Annotated in this window: 27 protein-coding genes; 12 read left to right on the top strand and 15 right to left on the bottom strand. The window is 29.7% G+C overall.

Annotation, left to right across the window (positions count from 1 at the left end):
* Positions 1-88 precede the first annotated feature (88 nt).
* Positions 89-1,309, top strand: a complete 1,221-nt coding sequence (locus tag Q0998_RS14240; protein WP_299670895.1) for an aspartyl protease family protein — start codon at positions 89-91, stop codon at positions 1,307-1,309.
* Here Q0998_RS14240 and Q0998_RS14235 read toward each other — a convergent pair.
* Entirely contained in the window at positions 1,306-1,710 is a 405-nt protein-coding gene (locus tag Q0998_RS14235; protein WP_299670893.1) for a DUF1573 domain-containing protein, read from the bottom strand. The two genes, Q0998_RS14240 and Q0998_RS14235, sit on opposite strands and share 4 nt — an antisense overlap.
* Positions 1,711-1,834: 124 nt before the next feature.
* Here Q0998_RS14235 and Q0998_RS14230 point away from each other — a divergent pair, with 124 nt between their 5' ends.
* Positions 1,835-4,558, top strand: coding sequence for a valine--tRNA ligase (locus Q0998_RS14230; RefSeq protein WP_299670891.1), 2,724 nt, complete (start codon positions 1,835-1,837; stop codon positions 4,556-4,558).
* Positions 4,559-4,717: 159 nt separating this feature from the next.
* Positions 4,718-5,590, top strand: coding sequence for an OmpA family protein (locus tag Q0998_RS14225; RefSeq protein WP_299670889.1), 873 nt, complete (start codon positions 4,718-4,720; stop codon positions 5,588-5,590).
* Between the two features lie 43 nt (positions 5,591-5,633).
* Here Q0998_RS14225 and Q0998_RS14220 read toward each other — a convergent pair whose 3' ends face one another.
* Positions 5,634-6,083, bottom strand: a complete 450-nt coding sequence (locus tag Q0998_RS14220; protein WP_299670887.1) for a hypothetical protein — start codon at positions 6,081-6,083, stop codon at positions 5,634-5,636.
* Positions 6,084-6,267: 184 nt separating this feature from the next.
* Positions 6,268-6,435 (bottom strand): lmo0937 family membrane protein, encoded by a 168-nt coding sequence (locus Q0998_RS14215; RefSeq protein ID WP_299670885.1) that lies wholly within the window; start codon positions 6,433-6,435, stop codon positions 6,268-6,270.
* Between the two features lie 100 nt (positions 6,436-6,535).
* On the opposite strand from Q0998_RS14215, the gene kdsB reads away from it, so the two are divergent.
* The 4 genes from kdsB to Q0998_RS14195 all read left to right on the top strand — a co-directional run bounded on the left by kdsB (position 6,536) and on the right by Q0998_RS14195 (position 8,587).
* On the top strand, positions 6,536-7,267 hold the full coding sequence (kdsB, locus tag Q0998_RS14210) for a 3-deoxy-manno-octulosonate cytidylyltransferase (RefSeq protein WP_299670883.1): 732 nt from the start codon (positions 6,536-6,538) through the stop codon (positions 7,265-7,267).
* Between the two features lie 2 nt (positions 7,268-7,269).
* Positions 7,270-7,962 carry an HAD family hydrolase gene (locus Q0998_RS14205; protein WP_299670881.1) on the top strand — a complete coding sequence of 231 codons (693 nt, stop codon included), beginning with the start codon at positions 7,270-7,272 and terminating at the stop codon, positions 7,960-7,962.
* A gap of 41 nt (positions 7,963-8,003) precedes the next feature.
* A complete protein-coding gene (locus Q0998_RS14200; protein ID WP_299670879.1) occupies positions 8,004-8,264 on the top strand; it encodes a hypothetical protein in 261 nt (86 codons plus the stop codon).
* A 128-nt stretch (positions 8,265-8,392) separates the two neighbouring features.
* Positions 8,393-8,587, top strand: coding sequence for a hypothetical protein (locus tag Q0998_RS14195; RefSeq protein ID WP_299670877.1), 195 nt, complete (start codon positions 8,393-8,395; stop codon positions 8,585-8,587).
* Positions 8,588-8,631: 44 nt separating this feature from the next.
* On the opposite strand, the gene Q0998_RS14190 is transcribed toward Q0998_RS14195, so the two are convergent.
* From Q0998_RS14190 to Q0998_RS14175, 4 genes are read right to left on the bottom strand one after another with little or no spacing between them, the layout of a single operon-like run.
* Positions 8,632-9,087, bottom strand: coding sequence for a sensor of ECF-type sigma factor (locus Q0998_RS14190; RefSeq protein ID WP_299670875.1), 456 nt, complete (start codon positions 9,085-9,087; stop codon positions 8,632-8,634).
* A 1-nt stretch (position 9,088) separates the two neighbouring features.
* Positions 9,089-9,634, bottom strand: a complete 546-nt coding sequence (locus Q0998_RS14185) for a hypothetical protein (RefSeq protein ID WP_299670873.1) — start codon at positions 9,632-9,634, stop codon at positions 9,089-9,091.
* Positions 9,635-9,667: 33 nt separating this feature from the next.
* A complete protein-coding gene (locus tag Q0998_RS14180) occupies positions 9,668-10,216 on the bottom strand; it encodes an RNA polymerase sigma factor (RefSeq protein WP_299670871.1) in 549 nt (182 codons plus the stop codon).
* A 53-nt stretch (positions 10,217-10,269) separates the two neighbouring features.
* Positions 10,270-11,718, bottom strand: coding sequence for a TonB-dependent receptor (locus Q0998_RS14175; protein WP_299670869.1), 1,449 nt, complete (start codon positions 11,716-11,718; stop codon positions 10,270-10,272).
* A gap of 76 nt (positions 11,719-11,794) precedes the next feature.
* On the opposite strand from Q0998_RS14175, the gene Q0998_RS14170 reads away from it, so the two are divergent.
* From Q0998_RS14170 to Q0998_RS14150, 5 genes are all read left to right on the top strand, one after another.
* A complete protein-coding gene (locus tag Q0998_RS14170; RefSeq protein WP_299670990.1) occupies positions 11,795-12,577 on the top strand; it encodes an MBL fold metallo-hydrolase in 783 nt (260 codons plus the stop codon).
* 103 nt (positions 12,578-12,680) lie between these two features.
* The gene (locus Q0998_RS14165; protein WP_299670867.1) at positions 12,681-13,037 is read left to right on the top strand and encodes a hypothetical protein; all 357 of its coding nucleotides are present in this window, start codon (positions 12,681-12,683) and stop codon (positions 13,035-13,037) included.
* Complete coding sequence (locus tag Q0998_RS14160) at positions 13,038-13,853, top strand: cell envelope biogenesis protein OmpA (RefSeq protein WP_299670865.1); 816 nt, start codon at positions 13,038-13,040, stop codon at positions 13,851-13,853.
* Positions 13,850-14,335: a Rab family GTPase gene (locus Q0998_RS14155; RefSeq protein WP_299670863.1), complete on the top strand. Its 486-nt coding sequence runs from the start codon at positions 13,850-13,852 to the stop codon at positions 14,333-14,335. The genes Q0998_RS14160 and Q0998_RS14155 overlap by 4 nt, the downstream gene beginning before the upstream one ends.
* Positions 14,336-14,341: 6 nt before the next feature.
* On the top strand, positions 14,342-15,865 hold the full coding sequence (locus Q0998_RS14150) for an ATP-binding protein (protein WP_299670861.1): 1,524 nt from the start codon (positions 14,342-14,344) through the stop codon (positions 15,863-15,865).
* 13 nt (positions 15,866-15,878) lie between these two features.
* Here the strand turns inward: Q0998_RS14150 and Q0998_RS14145 are convergent, their stop codons facing one another.
* The 8 genes from Q0998_RS14145 to Q0998_RS14110 all read right to left on the bottom strand — a co-directional run bounded on the left by Q0998_RS14145 (position 15,879) and on the right by Q0998_RS14110 (position 25,474).
* Entirely contained in the window at positions 15,879-16,595 is a 717-nt protein-coding gene (locus tag Q0998_RS14145) for a VIT family protein (protein ID WP_299670859.1), read from the bottom strand.
* A gap of 130 nt (positions 16,596-16,725) precedes the next feature.
* Positions 16,726-17,961 carry a DEAD/DEAH box helicase gene (locus Q0998_RS14140; RefSeq protein WP_299670857.1) on the bottom strand — a complete coding sequence of 412 codons (1,236 nt, stop codon included), beginning with the start codon at positions 17,959-17,961 and terminating at the stop codon, positions 16,726-16,728.
* Between the two features lie 125 nt (positions 17,962-18,086).
* Complete coding sequence (locus tag Q0998_RS14135) at positions 18,087-18,932, bottom strand: hypothetical protein (RefSeq protein WP_299670855.1); 846 nt, start codon at positions 18,930-18,932, stop codon at positions 18,087-18,089.
* Positions 18,932-22,633 (bottom strand): ATP-binding protein, encoded by a 3,702-nt coding sequence (locus tag Q0998_RS14130; protein WP_299670853.1) that lies wholly within the window; start codon positions 22,631-22,633, stop codon positions 18,932-18,934. The genes Q0998_RS14135 and Q0998_RS14130 overlap by 1 nt, the downstream gene beginning before the upstream one ends.
* Positions 22,617-23,189, bottom strand: coding sequence for a hypothetical protein (locus Q0998_RS14125; protein WP_299670851.1), 573 nt, complete (start codon positions 23,187-23,189; stop codon positions 22,617-22,619). Before Q0998_RS14125 ends, Q0998_RS14130 begins: the two co-directional genes overlap by 17 nt.
* 6 nt (positions 23,190-23,195) lie before the next feature.
* On the bottom strand, positions 23,196-24,392 hold the full coding sequence (locus tag Q0998_RS14120; protein WP_299670849.1) for a hypothetical protein: 1,197 nt from the start codon (positions 24,390-24,392) through the stop codon (positions 23,196-23,198).
* 97 nt (positions 24,393-24,489) lie between these two features.
* Positions 24,490-25,131 carry an alpha/beta hydrolase-fold protein gene (locus Q0998_RS14115; RefSeq protein ID WP_299670847.1) on the bottom strand — a complete coding sequence of 214 codons (642 nt, stop codon included), beginning with the start codon at positions 25,129-25,131 and terminating at the stop codon, positions 24,490-24,492.
* A gap of 16 nt (positions 25,132-25,147) precedes the next feature.
* Complete coding sequence (locus tag Q0998_RS14110; protein WP_299670845.1) at positions 25,148-25,474, bottom strand: hypothetical protein; 327 nt, start codon at positions 25,472-25,474, stop codon at positions 25,148-25,150.
* Positions 25,475-25,478: the final 4 nt, after the last annotated feature.

Below are 25,478 nucleotides of genomic sequence, written 5' to 3'. Positions count from 1 at the left end.
GTTTTTTTGCATAATAGCAAATATACATTCTCAAAACGGATTTCGTTTTCAAGATAAATCTAAGATAAAACAAAGACTTTCTTTTAAGTTGATAAATAACTTAATTGTAATACCAGTTGAAATTAATGGTCGAAAATTATCTTTTATTTTAGATACTGGTGTAAGCAAAACAATTATTTTTAATCTTTCTGAAAATGATAGTATTGGTCTTCTAAATCCTGAAAAAATATTTTTAAGAGGTCTTGGAGATGGCGAACCTGTAGATGCCATTCTATCTAAAAATAATAAAATGAAAATAAATGGCTTGGTGGGCTATAATGAATCTGTTTATGTAATTCTAAAAGATTTCTTTGATTTATCTAGTAGAATGGGAACCACAATTCACGGAATTATTGGTTATAATCTGTTTAAAAATTTTATAGTTAAAATTAATTATAAGCGAAAAAAAATAGATTTTTATAATCTTGCAAAATATACGTATAAAAAATGTAGGAAATGCGAGGTTTTACCCATTCAGTTTTATCGAAAAAAGCCATTTGTAACTATAAATGTACAGTTAGACACTATTGGTAATAAATTAACAAAAGTAAAAATGCTAGTAGATTCTGGCGGAAGTGATGCTATTTGGCTTTTCGAAGATTCTAAAGAAGAAATACAAACTCCTATAAGATATTTTAATGATATTTTAGGAGAAGGATTAAGTGGGCCCATTTATGGGAACAGAAGTAGAATTCCTAAGTTAAAATTAGGAAATTTTGAAATTGAGCATCCAACAGTTTCTTTTTTAGACACAACATCTACTGTAAATGCGAGAAAATTTAAAGATAGAAATGGGAGTATAGGAGGTAATGTTTTAAAAAGATTTATCGTTTGGTTAGATTACTCAAATAGGCAAATTATGCTTAAAAAAAATGGTTCTTTTAAAAAAGGTTTTAATTACAATATGAGCGGTTTAGATATTATTTATAATGGCAAGAAATTGGTAAAGGAAGAAGTTACCAAGATCTCTAGAGATTCTTACAACAACCAAGTAGATAGTAATAATACAATTTCTTTTGTTACAAATTTTTCCTATAAATTTAAACCCTCTTATATAATTAAAGCAGTCGTTAAAAATTCGGCTGGAGATAGAGCAGGCTTAAAAGCAGGAGATGTAATTATAAGCATAAACCGAAAACCTGCGCATTCGTATAGTTTAAACGATATTATACATAAACTTCAAGAAAAAGAAAATAATAGAATAAGGTTCTCAATATTAAGAGAAGGTATCTCTAAGACTTTTCAGTTTCGCTTAGAAAAGAAAATTTAACTATCGGAAAGCATGCTTTTTTCTTTTTCCAAAGAAATACTATTGGAAATAAAACCTTTAATCTTTAATGCTTTTCTAGGTGTTTTTGCGTTCGAAAAAATAGTAATTTGTTTAGAAAAGCCTCCTGGTCTTTTGGTGTCATAAGAAACCTTTATTTCTCCTTTTTCACCAGGCATAATTGGTTTTTCTGGTTTTTCTGGTACTGTACACCCACAAGAAGATTGTATGTTTTTAATAATCAAAGGTGCATCACCAATATTTGTAAAAACAAAAGTTCGTTCACCATTAGAACCTTTTACTATTTTTCCATAATCGATGGTTTCTTTTTCAAATTTAAATTCTTGTGCATGTAAAGAAAAAGTAATTAAAAAAATAACTAAAAATGATCCGAAAGCTTTCATAACTAATATTTTAGAATGTAAAATTAAGACTAATAATTTGTTTTAAAAAATCAACGACTAATTTTCTTCTACAAATTAGAGTTTTGTATTTTTGCGAACGATATTTCAAAAACTATTCCAAAGTATGACAATTCCATCTAAATATGATGCAAGCAAAGTAGAAGACAAATGGTATGACTATTGGATTCAACATAATTATTTTCATTCAACACCAGATGAAAGAGAGCCCTATACAATTGTAATTCCACCACCAAATGTAACAGGAGTATTACACATGGGGCACATGTTGAATAATACCATTCAAGATGTACTAATTAGGCGTGCACGTTTGTTGGGTAAAAATGCCTGTTGGGTTCCAGGAACAGATCATGCATCTATTGCTACAGAAGCAAAAGTTGTGGCAAAGTTAAAAGAGCAGGGAATTAGTAAAAACGACTTGACAAGAGAAGAATTTTTACAACACGCTTTTGACTGGAAAGATGAATATGGAGGAAAAATTTTAGAGCAATTAAAAAAGTTAGGCGCCTCTTGTGATTGGGAACGAACTGCTTTTACCATGGATCCAGAAATGTCTGAATCTGTGATTAAGGTTTTTGTTGATTTATATAACAAAGGTTTAATTTATCGAGGTTACAGAATGGTAAATTGGGATCCTGAAGCAAAAACAACATTGTCTGATGAAGAGGTAATTCATGAAGAAAGACAAGGGAATTTATACTATTTAAAATACAAAATAAGCCCCCTAACCCCCGAAGGGGGAATTGAGGAAGACGTTCAGCATAACAGTGAGAGTTCCCCTCCTTCGGAGGGATTAGGGGAGGCTGAGTTTTTAACGATAGCCACCACAAGACCAGAAACTATTTTTGGGGATACAGCCATTTGTATCAATCCAAATGATGCCCGTTTTATGCATTTAAAAGGAAGGAAAGCTATTGTGCCACTTTGTGGAAGAATTATTCCAATTATTGAAGATGCATATGTAGATGTTGAATTTGGTACAGGTTGTTTAAAAGTTACACCAGCACATGATGAAAATGATAAAAACTTAGGAGACAAGCACAAATTAGAAGTCATCGATATTTTTAATGATGATGCTTCTTTAAATTCCTTCGGATTGCATTATCAAGGAAAAGACAGGTTTGTAGTTCGTAAAGAAATTTCCAAAGAACTAGAAGAAAAAGGCTTTTTAGTAAAAACGGAAGTTCATACCAATAAAGTAGGAACTTCAGAAAGAACCAAAGCTGTGATAGAACCCAAATTGTCAGATCAATGGTTTTTAAAGATGGAAGATTTGGTAAAACCTGCTATGGAAGCTGTTTTAGGAGACAATCCAGAAATCAACTTGTATCCAAAGAAATTTGAAAATACCTATCGTCATTGGTTAGGAAACATTCGCGATTGGAACATTTCCCGTCAACTTTGGTGGGGACAGCAAATTCCTGCGTATTTCTACGGAGACGGAAAAGAAGACTTTGTGGTTGCAGAGAGTAGAGAAGCCGCTTTTGAAATTTTAAAAGAAAAAGCGAATTTTAAATCTAAATTAGCCGAATTCAAAATAGAAGATTTACGTCAAGATGAAGATGCACTTGATACCTGGTTTTCCTCTTGGTTATGGCCAATGTCTGTTTTTGACGGCATAAGAAATCCAGAAAACGAAGAAATTAAATACTATTACCCAACCAATGATTTGGTAACAGGACCCGATATTTTATTCTTTTGGGTGGCTAGAATGATTATTGCTGGCTATGAATACAAAGGTGAAAAACCATTTCAGAATGTGTATTTAACAGGTTTGGTTAGAGACAAGCAAAGACGTAAAATGTCTAAATCTTTAGGAAATTCTCCAGACGCATTAAAACTCATTGAAGCATATGGTGCAGATGGCGTAAGAGTAGGATTATTGCTAAGTTCTGCTGCTGGAAACGATTTAATGTTTGACGAAGATTTATGCCAGCAAGGAAAAGGATTTGCAAATAAAATTTGGAATGCTTTCCGTTTGATAAAAGGTTGGGAAGTTGATGCTACTTTAGAGCAGCCAGCAACAGCAAAAATAGGTTTAGAATGGTATGCAGCGAAGTTTCAAAAAACGTTGGCAGAAATAGAAGATCATTTTTCTAAATACCGTTTATCTGATGCTTTAATGGCCATCTATAAATTGATCAATGACGATTTTTCTTCATGGTTATTAGAAATTGTAAAACCTGCATATCAACAGCCCATTGATAAAAAGACATTTGACGCTGTTTTAGAAGTTTTAGAAAATAATTTAAAAGTGCTACATCCATTTATGCCATTTTTAACCGAAGAAATTTGGCAATATATAGCAGATAGAACTCCCGAAGAAGCTTTAATTATTGCGAAATATCCAGCAATTACAGCATTTGATTCAAAAATTATATCAAATTTTGAAGTTGCAACAGGTGTAGTTTCAGGAATTAGAACCATTCGAAAAGATAAAAACATCTCTTTTAAAGACGAAGTAGAATTATTTGTAATTGACAATGATAAAAGCTTAAAAGAATTTGATTCAGTTATTCAAAAATTAACAAATACATCAACAATAAAAATTGTTTCAGAAAAAGTAGAAGGTGCATCATTTCGAGTAAAATCAAATGAATATTTTGTACCAATTTCTATTGAAGATATAGATGTTGAAGCAGAAATTGAGCAATTATCTGGAGAGCTTTTAAGAGCGCAAGGTTTTTTAGTTGGTATTCAAAAGAAATTATCTAATGAGCGTTTTGTATCTAATGCCCCAGAAAAAGTATTAGCATTAGAGCGTAAAAAAGAAGCAGATACTTTGGCGAAGATTGAAACGATTATTGGGAGTTTGAATTCATTGAAATAATTTTTTTTAATACATTTTATTAAAAATCATAAGAAATCTCCCTTATGGTTTTTTTTTTGTTTTTAGGGTTAATTTTTTTCCAATAAATGTTAGCAAAAAATAAATACATACTACATTACTATTTTTTACGTTTTATTTGTAACTATAAAACCCTAAAAAATGAAAAAAGTAATCTTACCATTTGCAATTGTTTTTCTAACGGTAACTTCTTGTGTTTCGAAGAAAAAGTACCTTGAATTAGAACAAAAATACAATAATACTCGTGGAAATCTTCAAAAAACAGTTTTAGAGAAAGAAGCGTTAGAAGCAAAATTTGCAAAAATTGAAAAAAGAGTTGATAACTATAATGAGAAAATTAACGCTCTTAAAAGTGATAATGTCTCTTTAAAAGACGAGAACGACATGAAGTTAGATATGATTGGCAACGTTGCCGTGATTTCTAATAAAACAAGAGAACGTATGAATGAAACGCTGGTAAAAGTAGATCCAATTCTTTTAGCCAAAGCTAAAACATTAAAAGATTCGTTAAATCTTGCTGTTTCCTACAATTTAAAAAAATCTGTCAATACCTTAGACCTAAAAGATTCTGATGATATTAATATTGACATCGATCAAACTGTGGTGATGATTTCAGTTTCTGATAAATTATTATTTAATACGGCAAGTTACCGTGTTAAAAGAGGGGCTTATAATTTGCTTGAAAGATTGTCTGAAATTATAAAATCTGAACCAAGTATGGATGTAATGATTGAAGGGCATACAGATTCTAGAACCATACATACTGCTGTTTTAGAGGATAATTGGGATTTGAGCGTAAAAAGAGCCACTTCTATTGTTAGACTTTTAGAAAACAAATACAATATCGAAGGAAGTAGATTGATTGCTTCTGGTAGAGGTTCTTCATTGCCATTGGCAGAAAACACATCTAGTGAAAATAGAGCGAAAAATAGAAGAACTAGAATTGTAATTCTTCCTAATTTAGATAAATTTTTCGCATTATTATCAAGTGATGAAGCTTTAAATAAACAATAATTTAAAAAAATTCTATAAAAAAAACTCCCATTTGGGAGTTTTTTTATTTTGCAGATTCTAACTTATCAGGATTTTTATAAAATTGCATAATGATGAATGCACCGATAAATGAAGATGCCATTCCTTCGATAACTAACGTAATTACAATTTCTGACAGCGATAAGTTTCCACCTATCAAGAAAGAATTATTCATAACAGTTATAAATTCTGGATTTATAAATTTAATGTAAATCACAACTCCAATAATAGATAGAAAAACGGCTAAAGCAGAAGTTCTAATACCTATTCCTAAATTTGTAATGTATTGTTTTTCATGATTTTTAGTAACACTTTCCTTGATTGATAAATAAATTCCGAATAAAACAAAACCTAAATTCAAAAATCTTAAATATGGATTTTCTTCAAGCCCCAAGAGTTTACATAAGAAGAAGTAACCTCCAATTAAAAGTGTAATTAATACTGCATTTTTTATGATAATTTTACTTGATGACATTTTGTTTATTATTTATAGTTAATTGTTAAACAAATTTAGAAAAAGAATAGCATTTTTTATCTTAAAGAAATAATAATTCTTAAAGATATTTCTCTTTTCAGTATTTTATTATGATAAAAGCTAAGTTAAAAAAAGAACTGAAAAAAAAAGAACCGAGTTAAAAAAAACTCGGTTCCGTAATTCCTTATAAAGCTTTTCTACCAGATATTATATTATACAATATAACTACTATTGCAATCACCAATAATATGTGAATTAAATTACCAGTCGCAATTCCAGGAACAACTCCTAAAAATCCTAAAGCCCAAATAATAATACAAACTACGGCTACAAGCCACAAAATACTTCTCATGATAATTTATTTTTTTTGTTCGTTCAAAGTTATAAAAAATTTGTGAAAATATTAACGCTATCCATTTAAATATTATCTTTGATGCATATACAACAGGTTTATGATAATTATTGCAATGATCCCTGCACGCTATAGTGCATCTCGTTTTCCAGGGAAATTAATGAAAGATTTAGGAGGTAAAACAGTCATTCTAAGAACGTATGAAGCGGCATTAAATACAAACCTTTTTGATGAAGTTTATGTAGTAACAGATTCAGAAATTATCAAAGAAAATATTTCGAATGCTGGGGGAAAAGTCATTATGAGTACTAAGAAACACGAATGTGGTTCTGATAGAATTGCAGAAGCTGTAGAAAATATTGATACAGATATTGTGATAAACGTTCAAGGAGATGAACCTTTTATAGATAAAGTTTCGCTTTCTAAACTTATAGACGTCTTTAAACAAGATACCTACAAACGAATAGATTTGGCTTCCTTAAAAGTAGAAATTACTAATAAAGAAGATATAGAGAATCCGAATAATGTAAAAGTAATTACAGATGTAGACAATTTGGCAATTTATTTTTCTAGAAGTGTTATTCCGTATCATAGAGATCAAAATATTCATGTAAAATATTACAAACACAAAGGTGTCTATGCGTTTAGAAAACAGGCTTTGTTAGACTTTTACAAAACACCCATGACACCTTTAGAAGCCTCAGAAAAAATTGAAGCGATTAGATATCAAGAAATTGGTAAAAAAATAAAAATGGTAGAGACAGCCGTAGAAGCTGTAGGTATCGATACGCCTGAAGATTTAGAGAAGGCAAAAAAACATTTAAATCTTTAAACATGTTAAAAGAGATAAAAGTAATTGCTTTTGATGCTGATGATACCTTGTGGGTAAATGAAACTTATTTTAGAGAAGCAGAAGAAAAATTTGCGCAACTACTCTCTAAATACGAAACCAAAAATAAAATTGACCAAGAATTATTTAAAACTGAAATAAAGAATTTAGCAATCTACGGCTACGGAATCAAAGGTTTTGTGCTTTCTATGATAGAATGTGCTTTAGAACTTTCTAACTATAAATTACCACAAGAAATTATTGAAAAAATTCTAAACATTGGTAAAGAAATGTTAGAAAAACCAATAGAATTGATTGATGGAGTAGAAGAAGTTTTAAAAAAAGTACAAGGAAAATACAAATTAATTGTTGCTACGAAAGGAGATTTACTCGATCAAGAAAAAAAGTTAGCCAAATCTAATTTGTTGAATTACTTTCATCATATAGAAGTAATGAGCGATAAAAAAGAAAAAGATTATTTAAAATTAATACAACATTTAGATGTAAAACCTGCTGAATTTTTAATGATTGGTAACTCTTTAAAGTCAGACGTGTTGCCCGTATTAAAGATAGGTTCTTCTGCAATTCACATTCCTTTTCATACCACTTGGATTCATGAAGAAATTTCTTTAGAAGAACAGCAAAAAACAGCTTATAATACCTTAAGAAATATCAAAGATCTTATAGCGCTCATTTAAATAAATAAACTAAATTTGTACCTTTAAAAATAAAACAAATTATGGCAAGCATAAAAAACTTAAAAAAAGATATTAATTATACATTAGGAGACATTATTGGTTATGTAACTGAGAAAGTAGATCCTAAAGGAGATAATAAAGAAGTAGAAGCAATTATAGATGAAACGATAACTACGTTTGATGTTTTAATCGCAAAAGTTAACCAAAAAGGTGTTGAGAACAAAAAAGCACATTACAACGAAATAAGTGCAGACTTAGAAACAAAAGCTACAGCTTTAGTTGAAAGAATTAACAAGATCTAATCTTAACATTTTTTAAACAAATTTTTAACTACCATCAACAAAAAGTTGATGGTTTTTTTTGTTAAATTTGATTCATTATACTAAATGCAGTGTCATTTACGTTATACAATTAAACTATAATACATATTATGGCTAGAGCAATGTTCGAGTACACAAAAACTGTTTTAAAAAAAGTAAGTTTTAATTCAGATTTGTTTTGTAAAGAGTTAAACAAAGCTTTACGTAGATTGTTACCTCATGAAATTAACGAACTTACAATTTGGTTGCGAAGTTTTATCGTAAATAAGCCAGAACTGTCAGTTTGTTTGAATTTGATAAAATAAAAAAAGAGGCAAATTCGCCTCTTTAAATTGTTTCTATTATACCATTATTCTTCGTTTTTTCTACCTTTTCCATATTTTTTCATCAATTTTCTTGCGAAATCTCTTTCAGAAATATGAAGTTTTAATATTTTGTTATAAGGTAAAAATTTAGAGATTTTAGAAAAAAAATCTTCTTTTTCTAAAAGCATTTTTTTGTCTAAACTTATCTTTAAAAGCACAAATTTTTTTGCTTCAGCTTCCTTTAGATTGTCTAAGCTTCCAGCTTCTTTTATTTTTTTTCTTATTTCTAATCGATCCTTATTTCTTAAAAGGTTTAATTTTTCTTCATGCAAATTATAGATAGGCCAAAATTTTTCAGCTTCTGAAGAAGTTAAATTTAATTGCTCTGTTAAATACGCTATTTTTAGCGCTTTAATTTTTTTTCTACTTTCTTGATGCGTTTGTCCAAGTGAATAGAAAGCTGTTAGGAATAGGGTTAAAATAAATAAGTATTTTTTCATATTAGTATATTTCGTTTAATAAAGAGATATTCTCTGAAGAGATAATATAATCTTCAATAATATCATTTTCTAAACTTGTAAATGCAAAATCATTCTCATTTACAATTTCATTATTTAGTACGGCTACAAAATCCTCATCAGATAAATCCGTTGAATTGTCAAAAATCCAATTTTCTATATCAGCCTGGGCTATAGCATCGAAATTAACTTTGTTTGAAGTAGTACTAATGCTAAAATAATTAATGCTTAAAAATAGAACTACAGAAGCTGCTGCGGTGATAGGAATGTATTTAAACAATCTATCTTTTAAAGAAATAACCTTGGTCTCTTTTTTAAGGAATGTTCTTTCTAAAATTTTATCTTCTAGTTTGTCAAAATAATTGTCGGGAGTTTTAAAGCTTTTTGTGTTTGACAATTTATCTTCCATAAGAAACATTGAAAAACGATCTTCTGTCTCGCTAAAATAATTTTTAGGAGTTGTAAAACCGGTGGACTTATTCAGTACCGATTTTAAGAATTCTTCGCTATTTTCAATATTGTTTTTCATATTACTATTTAGACCTTTTTTTTTATAAAAGGTTTAATCTGTTTTGTTTTTTATGTAATTTTCTATTTTCTTAACTGCATGAAAATAAGAGGCTTTCAATGCGCCAACAGAAGTTTCTAAGATTTCTGACATCTCACCATACTTTAATTCATCAAAATATTTCATATTGAAAACCAAGCGTTGTTTTTGAGGCAATCTTGCAATGGCTTTTTGTAAAATCAATTGAATTTGATCTCCAGAAAAATACACATCATTTTCTAAACTAGACGCCAATTGATCATGCATTTCAGAAATATCTACATTTCTTTCTTTTGCACGTTTGTTGATAAAAGTAATAGCCTCATTGGTTGCGATTCGGTACATCCAAGAAAACAATTTACTTTGTTGATTGAATTTATGTATATTTTTATAAACCTTTATAAATGTATTTTGTAAAACATCATCTGCATCGTCATGAGAAATTACAATTTTACGGATATGCCAATACAAGCGTTTCTTGTACAGAGAAATTAATTCTCGAAACGCTTTTTCTCTTGTCACAACATTTTTAAGTTGCTCAACTAAAACTATTTCATCTGTCAAGTAATTTTTTTTAGTTAGACAAAATATACTCTCAAAGGTTTAAAAGTAAAAAATTATTTTTTTACTCTGGTTCTAGAATACCCAAACAAACGTTTTTGTTTGATAGTATCTGCAATGCCTTCAGGCAACATGTCTTCCCAACCTTCTTTACCTTCTACAATCATTTTTAAAACAGTTCTAGAGAAAATATCTAAAATCTCTTTATCAAAATCATCAATATTTACAAGTCTACCGTTGTTTTTAAAGAATTTGTACAATTCTTTCATTCTCGGGTGTACTTTTAGATTTTCGCTATTTATATATGCATCAGAAGCTTGGTCATGGTACGGATACATGTATACTTTTAAATCTCTGTAAAAAAGTTTTCCAAAAGCCTCTAAAATACCACCACTTAAATTGCGATAGTATTTTTCATCAAATATTTGAATGAGATTGTAAACACCCATGGCAAGTCCCATTCTTTCTTTGGTAAATTCGCTAAAGTATTCTACCAATTTAAAGTATTGTTGAAAACTGGTAATCATTACATTTTGTCCTAAAGAACACAGTAATTCTGCTCTATCTAAAAAGTCTCTTTCGTTAATTTTTCCTTCAGCAGAAAGATTACTCAATGTAATTTCAAAAATAACTTGTGTATTTTCTTCTTTTACCTTTTTTTCATCTAAAAAAAGCCTTTTAGACTTCTCAAACATATCCATATTTACTTTGGTAACTGGTCTAAAGCTACCTCTTAATGCCAATATGTTTTTTTTGTATAAAACTTGTGCTGGTAATAGGTTATTTCCATCAGGACCAAACATTACAGCATTGGTCATGCCATTTTTAAGCAATTGTAAACTCATCAAACGATTGTCTACATACATAAAACGAGGGCCAGAGAAATTAATCATATCAATTTCTAGTTGGTCATTGGTTACATTGTGGTAAAAAGATTTTACCAGTTCTTTAGGATTGTCATTTAAATAAAATGCACCATACAATAAGTTTACACCTAAAACACCCAATGTTTCTTGTTGCAAACGAGCATCAGTTTCCTTAAAACGGAGATGTAGAATAATTTCATTATAATCTTCTAAAGGATCTAATTGAAATCGGATTCCTACCCAACCATGACCTTTAAATTTCTTAGCAAAATCAATGGTAGTTACCGTATTAGCATAACTAAAAAATAATTTATCAGGATGTTTTGCTCTGCTTAATCTGTCTTCAATTAAATCGATTTCGTGACCTAGCATTTTTTTAAGACGTGGTTGTGTAACATAGCGCCTGTCTTCTTCAATACCATAAATAGCATCAGAAAAATCTTTATCATAAGCACTCATTGCTTTCGCAATTGTACCAGAAGCCGCACCCGATCTAAAAAAATTTCGTGCTGTCTCTTGACCTGCGCCAATTTCTGCAAAAGTTCCGTAAATATCTGAGTTTAAATTAATTCTAAGTGCTTTGCTTTTTGTAGTTGGTACACTACTTATCTTTTGATCTCCTTTTAAAGAAATTGCCATACATCGATTTTTATATATAGAACAAATGTACACATTAACTGTGCCATCAGTCAATTTTTATCTTATTTTTGTTAGAATGAATATTGATAAAAAACTGTTAAATATTACTTTTTTAGGAACAGGTACTTCGCAAGGCATACCAATGATTGCTAGCAACCATCCTGTTTGTTTATCTACTGATGTTAAAGACAAACGTTTGCGTTCTTCGATCTTAATTTCTTGGCAAGATTGTACTTATGTAATAGATTGTGGTCCGGATTTTAGACAGCAAATGCTTCGAGAAAAAGTACAACTAATTAATGGGGTTTTGTTTACACATGAACATGCAGACCATACAGCAGGTTTAGATGATCTGCGTCCGTATTGTTATAAAATAGGAGAGATGCCCATTTATTTAAATAAACAAACACTAGAGAGTTTAGAACAACGTTTTCAATATATTTTTTGTAAAGAAAATAGATACCCAGGAGCGCCAAGTGTTGTAACAAACGTTGTAAAGGAGCATTCTTTTTTTTTAAAAGATATACAAATAACACCTGTTCAAGTAATGCATGGTGATTTACCAATATTAGGATATAGAATTCAGAATATTGCCTATTTAACAGATGTGAAAACCATTTCTTTGGAAGAACAAAAGAAACTAAAAAACTTAGATGTTTTGATTATAAATGCATTAAGAGAAGAAGAACATCCAACACATTTTAATTTAAAAGAAGCACTAGCGTTTGTTAAAGAACTGCAACCAAAAAAAACATATTTTACCCACATTAGTCACAAATTGGGTTTTCATAAGGAAGTGTCTAAAAAGCTACCTAAAAACGTTTTTTTAGCTTTTGATGGTTTAAAAATTAAGGCTTAGAATCTTAATAATTATATTTTAATGTATATTTGTTCATATAGGCTATAAATTTAGACTGTATAACCAAACAAGCATTACCATAAAATCAACTTAACTAAAATACATGGAAAAAAAATCAGAAAAAAACGAAGCTCCAGAAGTAGCAGCACAAATAGTAGATAGTAGAATTGCTGCGGTTAGAGACTTAATATTTGGTGAAAATATTCAGCAATATAATTCTGAATTTGAAGATGTTTTCAATAGAATTAAAGACTTACAAAACGAAACTCAGAAAAACTTAGGAGATGCTGTATCTGATTTAGAAAATAAATTAGCAGACTTAGAAAGTTTAATGGAACATAAATTTCAAGATTTAAATGACGACTTAAATAAAAGGTTGGCAGATTTAGACGATGAAAAAGCAGATAGAAAAAAACTAGGTAAAGCTTTAGAAAAAATTGCAATGATGTTGCAAGAATAGATGAAAAAGCAAACTGAAGATAACAAAAAAGACAATCGTTTTGAGTTGCTCAGAGAACTTTTATTGGTAGATGATAGAGAAAAATTTGCTGCACTTAGTGAAGAAATTATTTTAAGAGAAAAATTATCTAAAAGAGTACAACCTCTTGTAGACGAAAAAATTGAAGATCTTCGAATAAATTTTCCAGAATATTTTGGTCCTACCATCACAGAAACTATAAAAATTCAAATTAGAGACTCTCAAGATGAAGTTGTAGAAGCTTTGTACCCAATTATGGGGAAATTGATTAAGAAGTCTATTGTGAGTGAAATCACAAAATTATCTGATAGTATCAATAGAACCGTTAAAGAAAAATTTTCTGTGCAACAAATCGTTGCTCGTTTTTTAAAAGGAAAAAATTATGATGCAGGTGTTATTTTAGAACAAGTATTTGAACCCTTTATAGAAGAAGTTTTTGTGATTGAAAAGGATTCTGGCTTACTTGTAGGAAATTACACAAGAGGTAGTATTGCAGATAAAGACATGGTTTCTGGCATGCTCACAGCTATCAAATCTTTTGCTGAAGATGCTTTTTCAAAGGAGCACCAGAATTTAGAAGATATCAAATTCGATAATTTTCAATTAACCATAAAGAATTTTAAATCTATTTATATTGCGATTGCCACTTCTGGTGTTGCAACCTTGGCATTTAAAGATAATTTGGCCGATACTGTAGATAATTTAGCAGAAATTATTTTGAGAGATCGCAGTTATTTATCAGATGAAGTAAAATTAAACGCTTTGATAGAAAGGCATTTTATAGACTCAAATGAATGATAGCTAAAAAAGTTTTATTAGTTGGTAATTTTGGTGTTGGAAAAACTTCATTAATTAGAAGATTCGTACTCAACCAGTTTGCTGAAGATTATATTAGTACCATTGGCGTTAGAGTTAGTGCAAAAGTTGTGCAATATGAAAATACAGCAATAAAATTGCTTATTTGGGATGTTGCAGGAACCAGTGGAGACGAAAAAATACCCAAAGCTTATTTTTTAGGAGCCAGTGCAGCCATGTTTGTTTTCGATGTAAGTAGAATAGAAACCTATTTAAATATTGACCATCATTTAGAAAGTATAAAAACACTTTCTGGACTGCAAAATATTACGATTGTTGGGAATAAAAAGGATTTACTAACTCAAGAAGAACTGCAACTTGTTGTGGAAAGAGTTTCAGTAAATATTGACTTAATTACAAGTGCTAAAGAAGATGAAAATGTAGAAAATGCATTTTTAGAATTGGCCTCTCAAGCTATAAAATAACAAAATTTGATACCTGCAAAAATAGAAGATGTTTTTATTCAAATCACGACCAATTTCTTTGGAGTGATTCAAAACATAATCGCAGGAACATTTGTTAAAAAAGAATTCAAACTTCAAGCATCCATTTATAAAGCTTGCCCTTTCTTAGAAGGAACTTTAGAGGCTTTAGAACCCCATACGCCTTTTTTATTAGAAGGAATGTTAATCATTTCCAATTCAAAAGAATACAATGTAGATATTGAGCTGTTTAAAAATGATGATAATATTACGGTTTTAATTCATAATAGAACCAATGTTTACAAGTTTGTAGCACAATTAAATCAGCATAGAAACGATATTTTTTTTATCAAAAGAGAACTTGCAGAAAAAAACACCGAATTAGAAAAACTTCGCAAAATTGCAGACAAGGCCAATGAAGAAAAGTCTCGTTTTTTAGCAATGATGAGTCATGAAATTAGAAATCCTTTAAATGTTATTTTAGGATATTCTGAAATGATTAGTGATGAACAAATTAATGAAAATGTAAAAGAATACACCAAACATCTATCAATTTCTGGGGGAAATTTAAAAGTAATTGTGAATGATATTTTAGATTTGTCTAGAATTGAAGCGGGCAAGTTAGAATTGGTGAATTCTCCAATAAACCTTAAAAAAATTGCAGAAAATTGTATACAAAACTATCAATTTCAAAATAAAAATACTGCTATAAAATTAGTTTTTGAGATTTCAGAAAAAATCCCTAAAACCGTTTTAGGAGATGATGTAAGAATCCATCAAATACTATCTAACTTAGTGTCTAATGCATTAAAGTTTACAACAACAGGAATTATTTCTTTAAAACTAAAATGCAGTTCTGAAGATGAAAAGTTGATGAATATCTCTTTCGAAATTCAAGATTCTGGAAGAGGGATGACCGAGTCACAAGCTTTTAGAATTTTTGATGAATATCAACAAAACAAAAAAACCGATCATAGCGTTTTTGGAGGTGCAGGTTTAGGCTTGTCTATTGTAAAACGACTTTTAAAAGCCATGAATGGCAACATTTCGGTAAAAAGCGAATTGGATAAAGGAACTATTTTTAAAATAGAAATTCCGTTTTTAAAAGTGATTTCTTCTGAGAAGATAAAAATAAAAAAAGAAGAAAATTTCCCTAAAAAAATCCTGAAAGGAACCAATATATTGGTGGCAGATGATGATGCGCTGAATCAAACCATTGTAGCGCATATTCTAAAAAAAGAGGATGTAGCGGTTACCTTAGTAAAAGATGGCTTAGAAGCCTTGCATGTTCTTAAAACAAGAGTTTTCGACCTTGTTTTATTAGACATTCACATGCCAAATATTACTGGCGAACAATTGGTGCAACAAAAAGATAAATTTGCTAAAGAAAATAAAGAAATTCCTTTTTTAGCCTTAACGGCAAACACCACTCCAGAAGATTTAGACAGGTATAAAGAAATCGGTTTTGTAGCTGTTATTTCTAAGCCTTACACTGCCGCTGAATTCATTGAGAAAATAGGTTTGAATTTATAGTAAATTAGCAATTTTACCCAACGTTTACATTAAATAGATGTCCAGCCAAAGCGGTCAATCCCATCGCGACTGTTCCCCAAAATGTAATTCTTAGCACCGCTTTTCCAATATTTGAACCGCCTGCTTTAGCGGCAAGTCCTCCTAAAATAATTAGGAAAAGAATAGCAGAACCATATAAATAATATTCCATATTTTGAAGCGGTAGCAACAACACAACAATCAGCGGAAGAATACCACCAACAGTAAATGCAGCACCAGAGGCAAAAGCAGCTTGTATGGGGTTCGCTTGGTTTATCTCATTAATTCCTAATTCATCTCTAATATGAGTTCCTAAAGCATCGTATGCTGTCAGTTCTTTAGCAACTACCAACGCTGTTTCTTTCTTTAAACCTCTATTTTCGTATATTTTAGCAAGCAGTTGTAGTTCAATTTCAGGAGTCTCTTCTAATTCTTGTTTTTCACGTGCTATATCTGCATTTTCTACATCTGTTTGAGAGCTCACAGAAACATATTCGCCTGCTGCCATCGATAGAGCACCTGCAACCAAACCTGCTACTGTTGCTAAAATGAGGGGTTCTCTAAAATCACTTGCTGCAGCTACACCAATAGCAAGACTCGCGGTTGATAAAATGCCATCATTTGCCCCAAGAACAGCTGCTCTTAACCAATTACTTCGATGTATATAATGGTTGTCTAAATAATTATCTATGGTTTTTAAATTTTCTTCCATGCTGTTGTCTATCTAATGAAACACCAATTTACAGAATTGCATCCTAATACGGAAATAAGTTTAGTATATGTGACTTATAATCGACGCTAGTAAAGTTCTATTTTTCAGACGTAGACAAAAATAAAATTACTTAATACCAACGCTTCTTTTTCTTCTTAGAAGCTTCAGATTTTCTTCCTTTTTTATGCTTGCTAACGGTATTGGGTTGCTGTTTTGTATGCTTTGGTTTAGAGATGATATAAGGATGCTCTGTAATTACCTTAATTGGTTTTTCAATCAAAGCTTCAATAATTTTAATGTACGCGTTTTCATCTGGAGAACAAAAAGAAAAAGCGATTCCAGATTTTCCTGCTCTACCCGTTCTACCAATTCTATGAATGTAGGTTTCGGCAACATTTGGAATGTCGAAATTAATAATCGCATCTACGTTTGTAATATCAATTCCACGTGCGGCAACATCTGTTGCGATTAAAATATGTGCTTTCTTGTCTTTAAAATCTTCAATGGCTTTGTTTCTTACACCTTGGGTTTTATCTCCATGAATACTCGTCGCTTTGTATCCGTTTTTAACCAAACTTTCTTCTAATTTATCAACACCAAATTTTGTACGCCTAAAAATGATAATTCTTCCATTGATGGTATTTCTCAACAAATGCAAACACAGGTCTGTTTTGTTCTTTTTCGGGAGGTAATACAACAACTGACCAATATTCTTAGCTGTGGTTTCTTCTGGGTGAATTTCTACTTTTACAGGGTTTTTAAGCACTTTATTTGCCAATTCCACTATTTTTTCAGGAATGGTAGCAGAAAAAAGTAACGTTTGCTTCTTTTTAGGACATAATGCTTCTATCTTTTTTATGTCTTTTATAAAACCCATGTCTAGCATTAAATCGGCTTCATCTAAAACAAAGATTTCTATAGCACTTAGGTCTATGTTTCCTTGCATTTGTAAGTCGATCAATCTTCCAGGAGTTGCCACTAGAATATCTACGCCTGCCGCTAAGATTTCTTTTTGAGGTTCTAAAGAGACACCACCAAAAACGGCAGTAGCAGTTAATTCTGTATGTTTGCTAAAGCTTTTAAAGTTTTCTAAAATCTGAATCGCCAACTCACGTGTAGGTGTAATGATTAAAGATCTTATCTTTTTTTTGGTTTTATCTGCTTCTTGATTTGCTAATAACAAATGAATAATTGGCAATGCAAAAGCAGCCGTTTTTCCTGTTCCTGTATGTGCAGAAACAATCACATTTTTTTTATCTAAAACTAAAGGAATCGTTTTTTGTTGAACTAAAGTGGGGGTTTGAAACCTTTCTTCAGCAACAGCTTTTAAGATAGATTTGTTGAAAGGAAAATCAGAAAACTGCATTGTTTATTTTTAATGCAAAGATAGTTTAAAAGAAGATAGCGTTTTTATTGAATTTTGGTTTTAAAAAATAGATTTTTGAGTTTTTTGTTGATAGATGCGTATGGCTTTCAGCGTTGGCTATTCGTTTAAATGTAATATTCTTGGTCTAGACCTTTTTTTTCTAATTTGATTATTTCAATTAATTTTAAAACGTTCGATTCCCTTATATCGCTAACTTTAAAGTTGATTTTTTGGTTGTCAAATCGTTCTCTATTACCATTAATTCTTAAATCGCTTTTTATATTTTCTGGAATAAAAAAAGATGCTTTGTTTCTCAAATGCTTTTTATATTCATTTAAGTAAATCCCAATTCCTGCAATATCAAAATCTCCAAAATGCAGATAATTATTTGGGATAGATTTCATCCATTTAATAAAATCTTTATTTTGGTTTTGTGGATAACGTGATATGAATAAGGGGTTTATATTTTCAAACAAGTATTTCTGTTCTTGAATCTGACTAAAATTTTTAGCGTTTTCAACTCCAATAACCGTTATCTCTTTTGGAATTTTGAAAGTTTCAAAGTCATATATAAAAACAAAGCTTCCTTTAGTTGGATTGATGATTATATCTTCATTATTTAGTTTAGCTTTTATATTATTATAACTATTCACTAAAAAGCCTTTAAAAGCTCTCTCTTTTGATTTTTTGGAATCTGTTGTAATTTTTACAAGTTCAGCACGAGTTGAACTTTCATTTACTAAAGCTGAAATATAATTGTTCAAGTCATTAATTTGCAATTGATTTGCTAGATAGGTGTGTAAATGCTTTTCATTTATTAATTCTAATGATTTTTTGTGCTTTCCTTTTCTGTATATGATGTTCTCAGAAACTAAAAGGTCAATTAACCTACTTTTAGCAGAATGATTAGGAATGGATTCTCCATTGATTAATTGGACTAATACTTTCGCTATTTTTAACGTTAATTTCATTAATTAAGAACTTTGGTATTTACTTTAACCAATCGATTAATTTTTGTGATGTATTTTTTAGTGTTGCTTTTGGATTGTTCTTTCGCAAGCTTATATGTGTATTTATAATCTGTGGCATTTTGACTTGTTGGTGAACCATTAATTAGTAAAATGTTCCTTTCGTTAGCAAATCTTAAAATCCCTCTCACATTATTAGGGTGAAGTCTTCCTATTTCATCCATCATACAATGTAATTTAAAGTCTTTGAACTTTTTAGACGCACTATCTTTAAAAACATTGAGAAGTAGAATGTTTATCATAGCTTTTACTAAAACATCTGTTCCCTCGCTACCAACATTTGAAAGCTTTTCTACCCAACCAGAGTCATTGTCATTTTCTATTATTCTAAATTGCAAATCAAAAGACTCTGAGAGCGTTAACATTGTACTTTTTGACTTTATCAATTCTTTCACTAGTTGTTTCAATAACTCTACAGCTTTTTGATTTTTGGAATTGCTTTCAGATGAAGTAAAAAGATTTGTTTCTCCTAGAGCAATACTGTTTTCGTCATTAAACTCTTTTATTTGAATCAATAACTTCACTATTGGATTAGAACTTTCTAAAGTTTTCATTTCCATTCCCTTGATGGCTTGAACGAAGTTTTTACCAGCAAAATCATCATTAATTTTTTTAATTATTTTTTCAATTTCTCCTTTTTTAGAATTTAGTTCAGTTGTTTCTCTACCTATTAAGTGAATGATATGTGCGAATCGGTCATTTACACGTTTTTCATATTCGTTAATTTTATCTTCTTCAATAAATTCTTTAAGGTCAGATGCAAAGTCCAAAAACTCTTTGTCATCATTTAGTTTTACTTTAAAACTAAATATATTCTGTTCGCCAAAATTACCAATAAAGGCATTTGTAGATTGTTGTAATTCTTTAAATGTCTCAATTCCTTTATAGTGTTTCTCATTTATTTCTGCAATAATTGAGATAGCTGTTTTTGTCTCATCAACTTTTATAATTGGCTCAGAAAAATAAAATTGAACGCTTTTATAAGTTTCTGACTTTTCTTTAAACTCAATAAATTTATTTTCGTCAGCATCAAATTCATCAATTTTAGATTGTATTGATTTCACAAAATCTTCTTGTTTAGAATATTTTGTATTGATTTTATTCAACTCAATTTTATGTTCATTAATTATTGAAGCTTGCTTTTTTTCTAAACTCGCTTTATCAACTTTTAATTTAGGGACATTATCAAAGAGTTCTCTTTTATCTTTATTGTATTCAATAACAATGGTTTCGTTATCTTTTATGTAATCTAAGTCCTTTACTATATTATTTAATCTATCATCAATAATATTGAGTCTTTTCGTGTCAGCTCCTTTGTTGTCTAATTCTGAGGTTTGTTCTCTTTTTAACTCTTGAATTCGTTTATCTGATTCATCTTTACCATTAGAAATAGAAGTGTTTATTTCGGAAATAGTATTGTTTTTAATATCTTCTAAAGATTTGATTTCAGAGTCTCGTTCCTTTTCTTTTAAACTAATTTTACGCTTTATTCCGTTTTTAATAGCTTCAAGGTTGTCGTGAGCTTTTAACTTTTTTGACGCAATCTCGTCTAAGTCATTTTCTAGTTTTTGTAAAACAGCTTCTTTTTCCAACTTAGCTTTTGAAACCCATTCATCTAAATCAATCTTATTTTTCTTTAATTTTTCTTCAGTTTGCGATACTGTGTATTCATTTTCTGCAATAAGTTCTTTAAGACTGTTTAGTTTTTTCTTAAACTTTGTTTTTAGCTTTTGTAAACTATCGTCTTTATTTACATTAAGTTGCTGAATAGTATTTTTAACTTCATCAATCTTACTTTTATATTCCTCAATTTCTTGATTGTATTCTTTGACGGTTTTAATACTGTTTTTTAAACTGTTTAAGTTTAACTCTATGCCAAATAGAGTAGTGGAAGTGCTATCAATTAGTTTAGGGTTTAGCTCTGTATTAAATAATACGTTGTCTTCATCAATTACTTTTCCTATAGTGTTTTGCCAATCATCAATATTCTCGTTTAGCCAGCCATAGAGCGAAGATTTACTTTGTTGAATCTTGTTATCAATGGTCTCAATTTTTAAAGCTAATTTTTCAATTTTTTCTTTTTCTTTTTGAACGGATGCGTTATAAATTCTTTCTACTTCCTTTGCTTCTAATTCCCATTCTTTTCGAATTGTGGCCGTTTGGTTCGTGGCATTTTCAATGATGATTTTTGAACTTGAAGTTTTGCCGTCAAGAGTTTTTTTATCGTTTTCACATTTTTTAATTTCCGAAGAAAAAAAGGTTTTATGTTTTAATTCTGATTTGCTTCTCTTAACTCTATTTTCATTTTCTTTTATTTTTTCTAACTTATTATAGCCTTTACCTACTTCATCTTTGTTTTCTTCTTTAATTTGATTTATCAACTTTTGATAAGCATCGGAAATTCCAGTCTTATTATCTGCAAAAACACTTTTTATTTTGTTGATTTCTGCATTGTTTGTATTGGCAAACTCTTGTTGTCGATTTTGAATTTGGGAAATTAGCGCTTGGAATCTTTGGCTAATTTCTGTGAATTTAGAGGTTAGTAGATTTTTTTCTTCTCCTAAAGTCTTTTGCTCATTAAATAAAGAATCTTTCTTTGCAACTTTTGAAATTATCTGATTGATATTTTGGTTATCATATTCCTCCTTTTTTTGCTTAGCTTTTGCTAACTCTGTGGTGATTAATTTTATATCAGAAACAATATCTTGTTCTCTTCTTCTATGCGTTTTTGCCAAGTTTTCTCTTTTTTTAGAAAGCTCGGTAAGCTCATTATTTTCTTTTGAAAAACTAGAATGTAAAATTGGCTTTTCATTTTCTATGTAATTCAATCTTGATGCCAGTTCGTACGCTAATTCTTTCTTTTCTCTTTTTAGAAAATTGAAAAATCTAAATTTATCAATAATTTTGTCGGCTTGTTTTCTGATTACAATCTGCCCTTTTCTATTTTCCTTGAACCATATCTTAATGTCGTTAATTTGAGTTTCAAAATCACGTAAATGATTCTTAGCGTAGTTTTCGATATCTATCACAAATTCCTCCTCATTTATAGAATTTATGATGGTGTCCTTGATGAATTTTGCTTCTAAATTAGTGTTGAGAAGTACGTTTTGAATAGTTCTTGGTATATTTTGAAATTGCTTGCTTTCTATTATAGCGTACTTTTTAAATTCAGGCTTTAAGCCATTATTATCTCCATAAATAATTCTACGGAACTCTTCATAACTCTTTATTAAATTGGTATAGTATATGTCTCTGCCAAAAGCATTTCTGATTTTATCCCAACTTTCAAAAGCTCTATTATCTTTATCAATAAAAAATTGTCTCTTATATTCAGAATTGAAAAACCTGAATGCAACTTTCCCATTTACTTTGTAAGCTAAAACACAAAAAGGAATGTTGTCTTTTATTATTTCGTAGATTATATATGAGTTCTCAAATTCAAAGTAATAATCATCAAATCCCTTTTTCTCTCTAGGTATACCAAGCTTGGTTTTATTTGCATTGTAAAAAAACAAAATTGCACGAAGTAATGTGCTTTTTCCAGCTCCTTGGTCTCCTATTAAATGAACATTTCCATCTATTTCAATTTCGGAATACTTAATTCTTGCACTATTTATAAAAACTATCTTATTCAGGTATCTCATTATCTATTTCTTCTGGAATATTAATAGTTGTTATAATGTCTTTTAAATAATTTAAAGAGGTCAGTACTTTGTAAGTTTCTGAAATTTCGTTTTCCAATGTTATAAAATTATCCTTTTCAAGCTTTTCAATTAATTTTTTTATTCTATCCAAGTAACTTTTTTTATCAACACCTATTTTTTTTAATTTTTCTAGTTTCGTTTTTAAATCTGCATTGTTTTTTAGTTGATTGGCAATGTCTGATGGTGAGAACCTAAAACCTACATCAAAAGAGGAATCAAAAGTTTTAAAAAAATCTAAGATATCAATCCAATTAAATGCTTTTTCTAATTTTCTGTCTAGGTCTGCATTATTTTCTACCCGACTGAAATAGAAATATTCATTGCCTTGCTCTAAAATGTAGTTTATTTGATAAAAATACTCGTGTAAATTTTCAAAGGTTTCATAATCTTCTAAAACCTTATAGAGTTTTTGAATTTCATCATCAGGACTGTTTGAACAGATGAATTGTCCTTTGCGAAGTACGTCAAAAATTTCTGATGTATATTTTGTAAACATTAAATTTTATTTTGAAAATACCATAGCGTATTCAACATCATTGGTAATTTGGAAATTGTCTTTTATTTGTAGTTCCTGCTCATATTGTGAAATGATTTGACAAAATATTGTCACTCTTTCATTAAAATCTACATCTTTTAAAAAATCATAGTTTAAAATAAAATTGAATAAATTATCACTTGTAGCAATGAAACGATTTCTTACTTCTTCAAGATTTATCATTACTTCTTCCTCAATATTGTTTTCAAGAAATTCGTTAGAAATACGCTCTGCTATTTCTGGTTTTAAGAGTAATCTATCTTTATGATTTTTAGTAATTCTTTTAATTGCTTCAAAAGCTTTCTCACTTTCTCTAAGAAAATCGATTGATAAGTTTAAAGGTTGAATTGCTCTTGCCTCAAAAATCACGTGATTTTTATTCGATATAATTTGTCTAACGTCAGTTTCGGCTTCGATAGTAAAATTGTCCTTCAAATATTTTAGTTTTCGTAATTTTTCTAAAAATTTCCCTTGCTGTTTAATTTGATTTAAATAATCAATTATCTGTTTTTCTATTTCAATTAGGTTGTGTGAGCATTCTCCTAGTTGATGTTTTAACTCAATAATAATTCTGCTCAATTCTTCATCTAAGGCTCTATTAAAAAAAGTGATTTCTTCTTCGTTGATTAGAGTCAATGTTTGCTGTATCAAATTTGTTACTATCGTTCTCTTTTCATCTAGGTTTTCTAGCTTTAGTTGTTTGTTTTTGTAATTTGATTCGTTTTTAAAGGTGTTTTCTATGTTTCGTCTTAAGTCAACCACACTTCTTAGTGTGATAATGCCCATTTTCCTGAACGTCTTTTTTATAAATCTCAGATAACTATATTTTCTGTTCTCGTTATTCTCATTTAAAAAATAGTCTATGTTTTCCTTAATTTTCTTGATGTTATCATCAATATATGACAAGTTAATTTCTTCACTCACATAAAGTACTTGTTCAAAGAATTCCAAAAATTGACCATCCAGCTCTAATAAGCCTCCGTTTTCTCTTATTACAGATTTTTCTATTAACTTATCAATACGACTTTCTTCGTAATCAACCAGTTCTAGTGCATCACTCAATCTGTAGTCTATGGATTTTCTTTTACTAAACATTTCAGATATCAGTTTTTCCTCTCTTTTCAAAGCGGTAACCAATTCTTTTATGTCATTGAAAGTATTCATTGTTATGTGTTAAGTGTTGATTTTTCTTTTTTTGCATGTTGGTAGCTACTGAAAAATCTACGATTTTTATAAATATATCAGTTCCGAAGTTACCAAATTATAACCGCGCTTGAATCCAAGTTTTAAAGCTGTGAAAATTTTGTGGTGCAACACCATGCCCCACATTGTATTCAGAATACACATTATCAAAACCTAAATCATCTAAGAATGGTTTTGAGTTTCTTGCCCAAGTTACAGGTAGCACTTGGTCTACAGCGCCATGAGAGCAATAATAATCTGTTGTAATTTCTTTAGAGATGTTTTTTGGCAGTAATTCGGTATTGATATAACCGCTTAAAGAAATTACATGTTGTACTTTATTTGGATAGAAAAAACTCAAAGAATAACTTAAAATAGCACCTTGACTAAAACCTAACAAAAAGGTTTTAGTAGCATCGGTATTGTATTTTTTCTTGATATCGTCAATAAAAAGAGCAATTTTATCAATAGATTCTTTAGCTTCTTTTAGGTCAGAGAATTTACCGTCTTTATCATCAAAATTGATAGAATACCAAGCATAACTGCCAAAACCCATAGAAAGAGGTGCTTGTGCGCTTACGATTAATAATTCTTCAGGTAATTCTTCTGCAAAAGAAAATAAATCTTGCTCATTGCTACCATAACCATGTAATAAAATTAATAAAGGTGGATTTTCTGATGCTTTTTTTGGTGTTCTAACCAAATAATATAAGTCACTCATGCTAAATAAAATCTATTTAAATATTTTTAAACCATTCTTGGAATTTCTCTCCCAAAACAGGAACTAATTTATCTTCACTTTTTAGTACGCCAATAAAACCAACAATCCAAAGAACAAAAATAAAAACGCCAAAAATCCAACCTACAGTTTTACCAATATATTCATACACAATCCATTGATTGGCAAAATATAAAATGTTGATTCCAATGTTCTGACGAATGTGAAAACTAGTAAAATAGTTTCTTTTATCTTTATTTAAAACAAACGCAATTAAAGTTCCAATAATACTAATATAACTGATGATTGCAGCTGTTTTACCTTCTTTAGCAGTATAGTTTTCCATAGTT

Origin of the sequence: uncultured Polaribacter sp. (assembly GCF_947501385.1) — a bacterium.
GTDB lineage: Bacteria > Bacteroidota > Bacteroidia > Flavobacteriales > Flavobacteriaceae > Polaribacter.
This window is presented reverse-complemented; position numbering and strand designations above follow the sequence as displayed.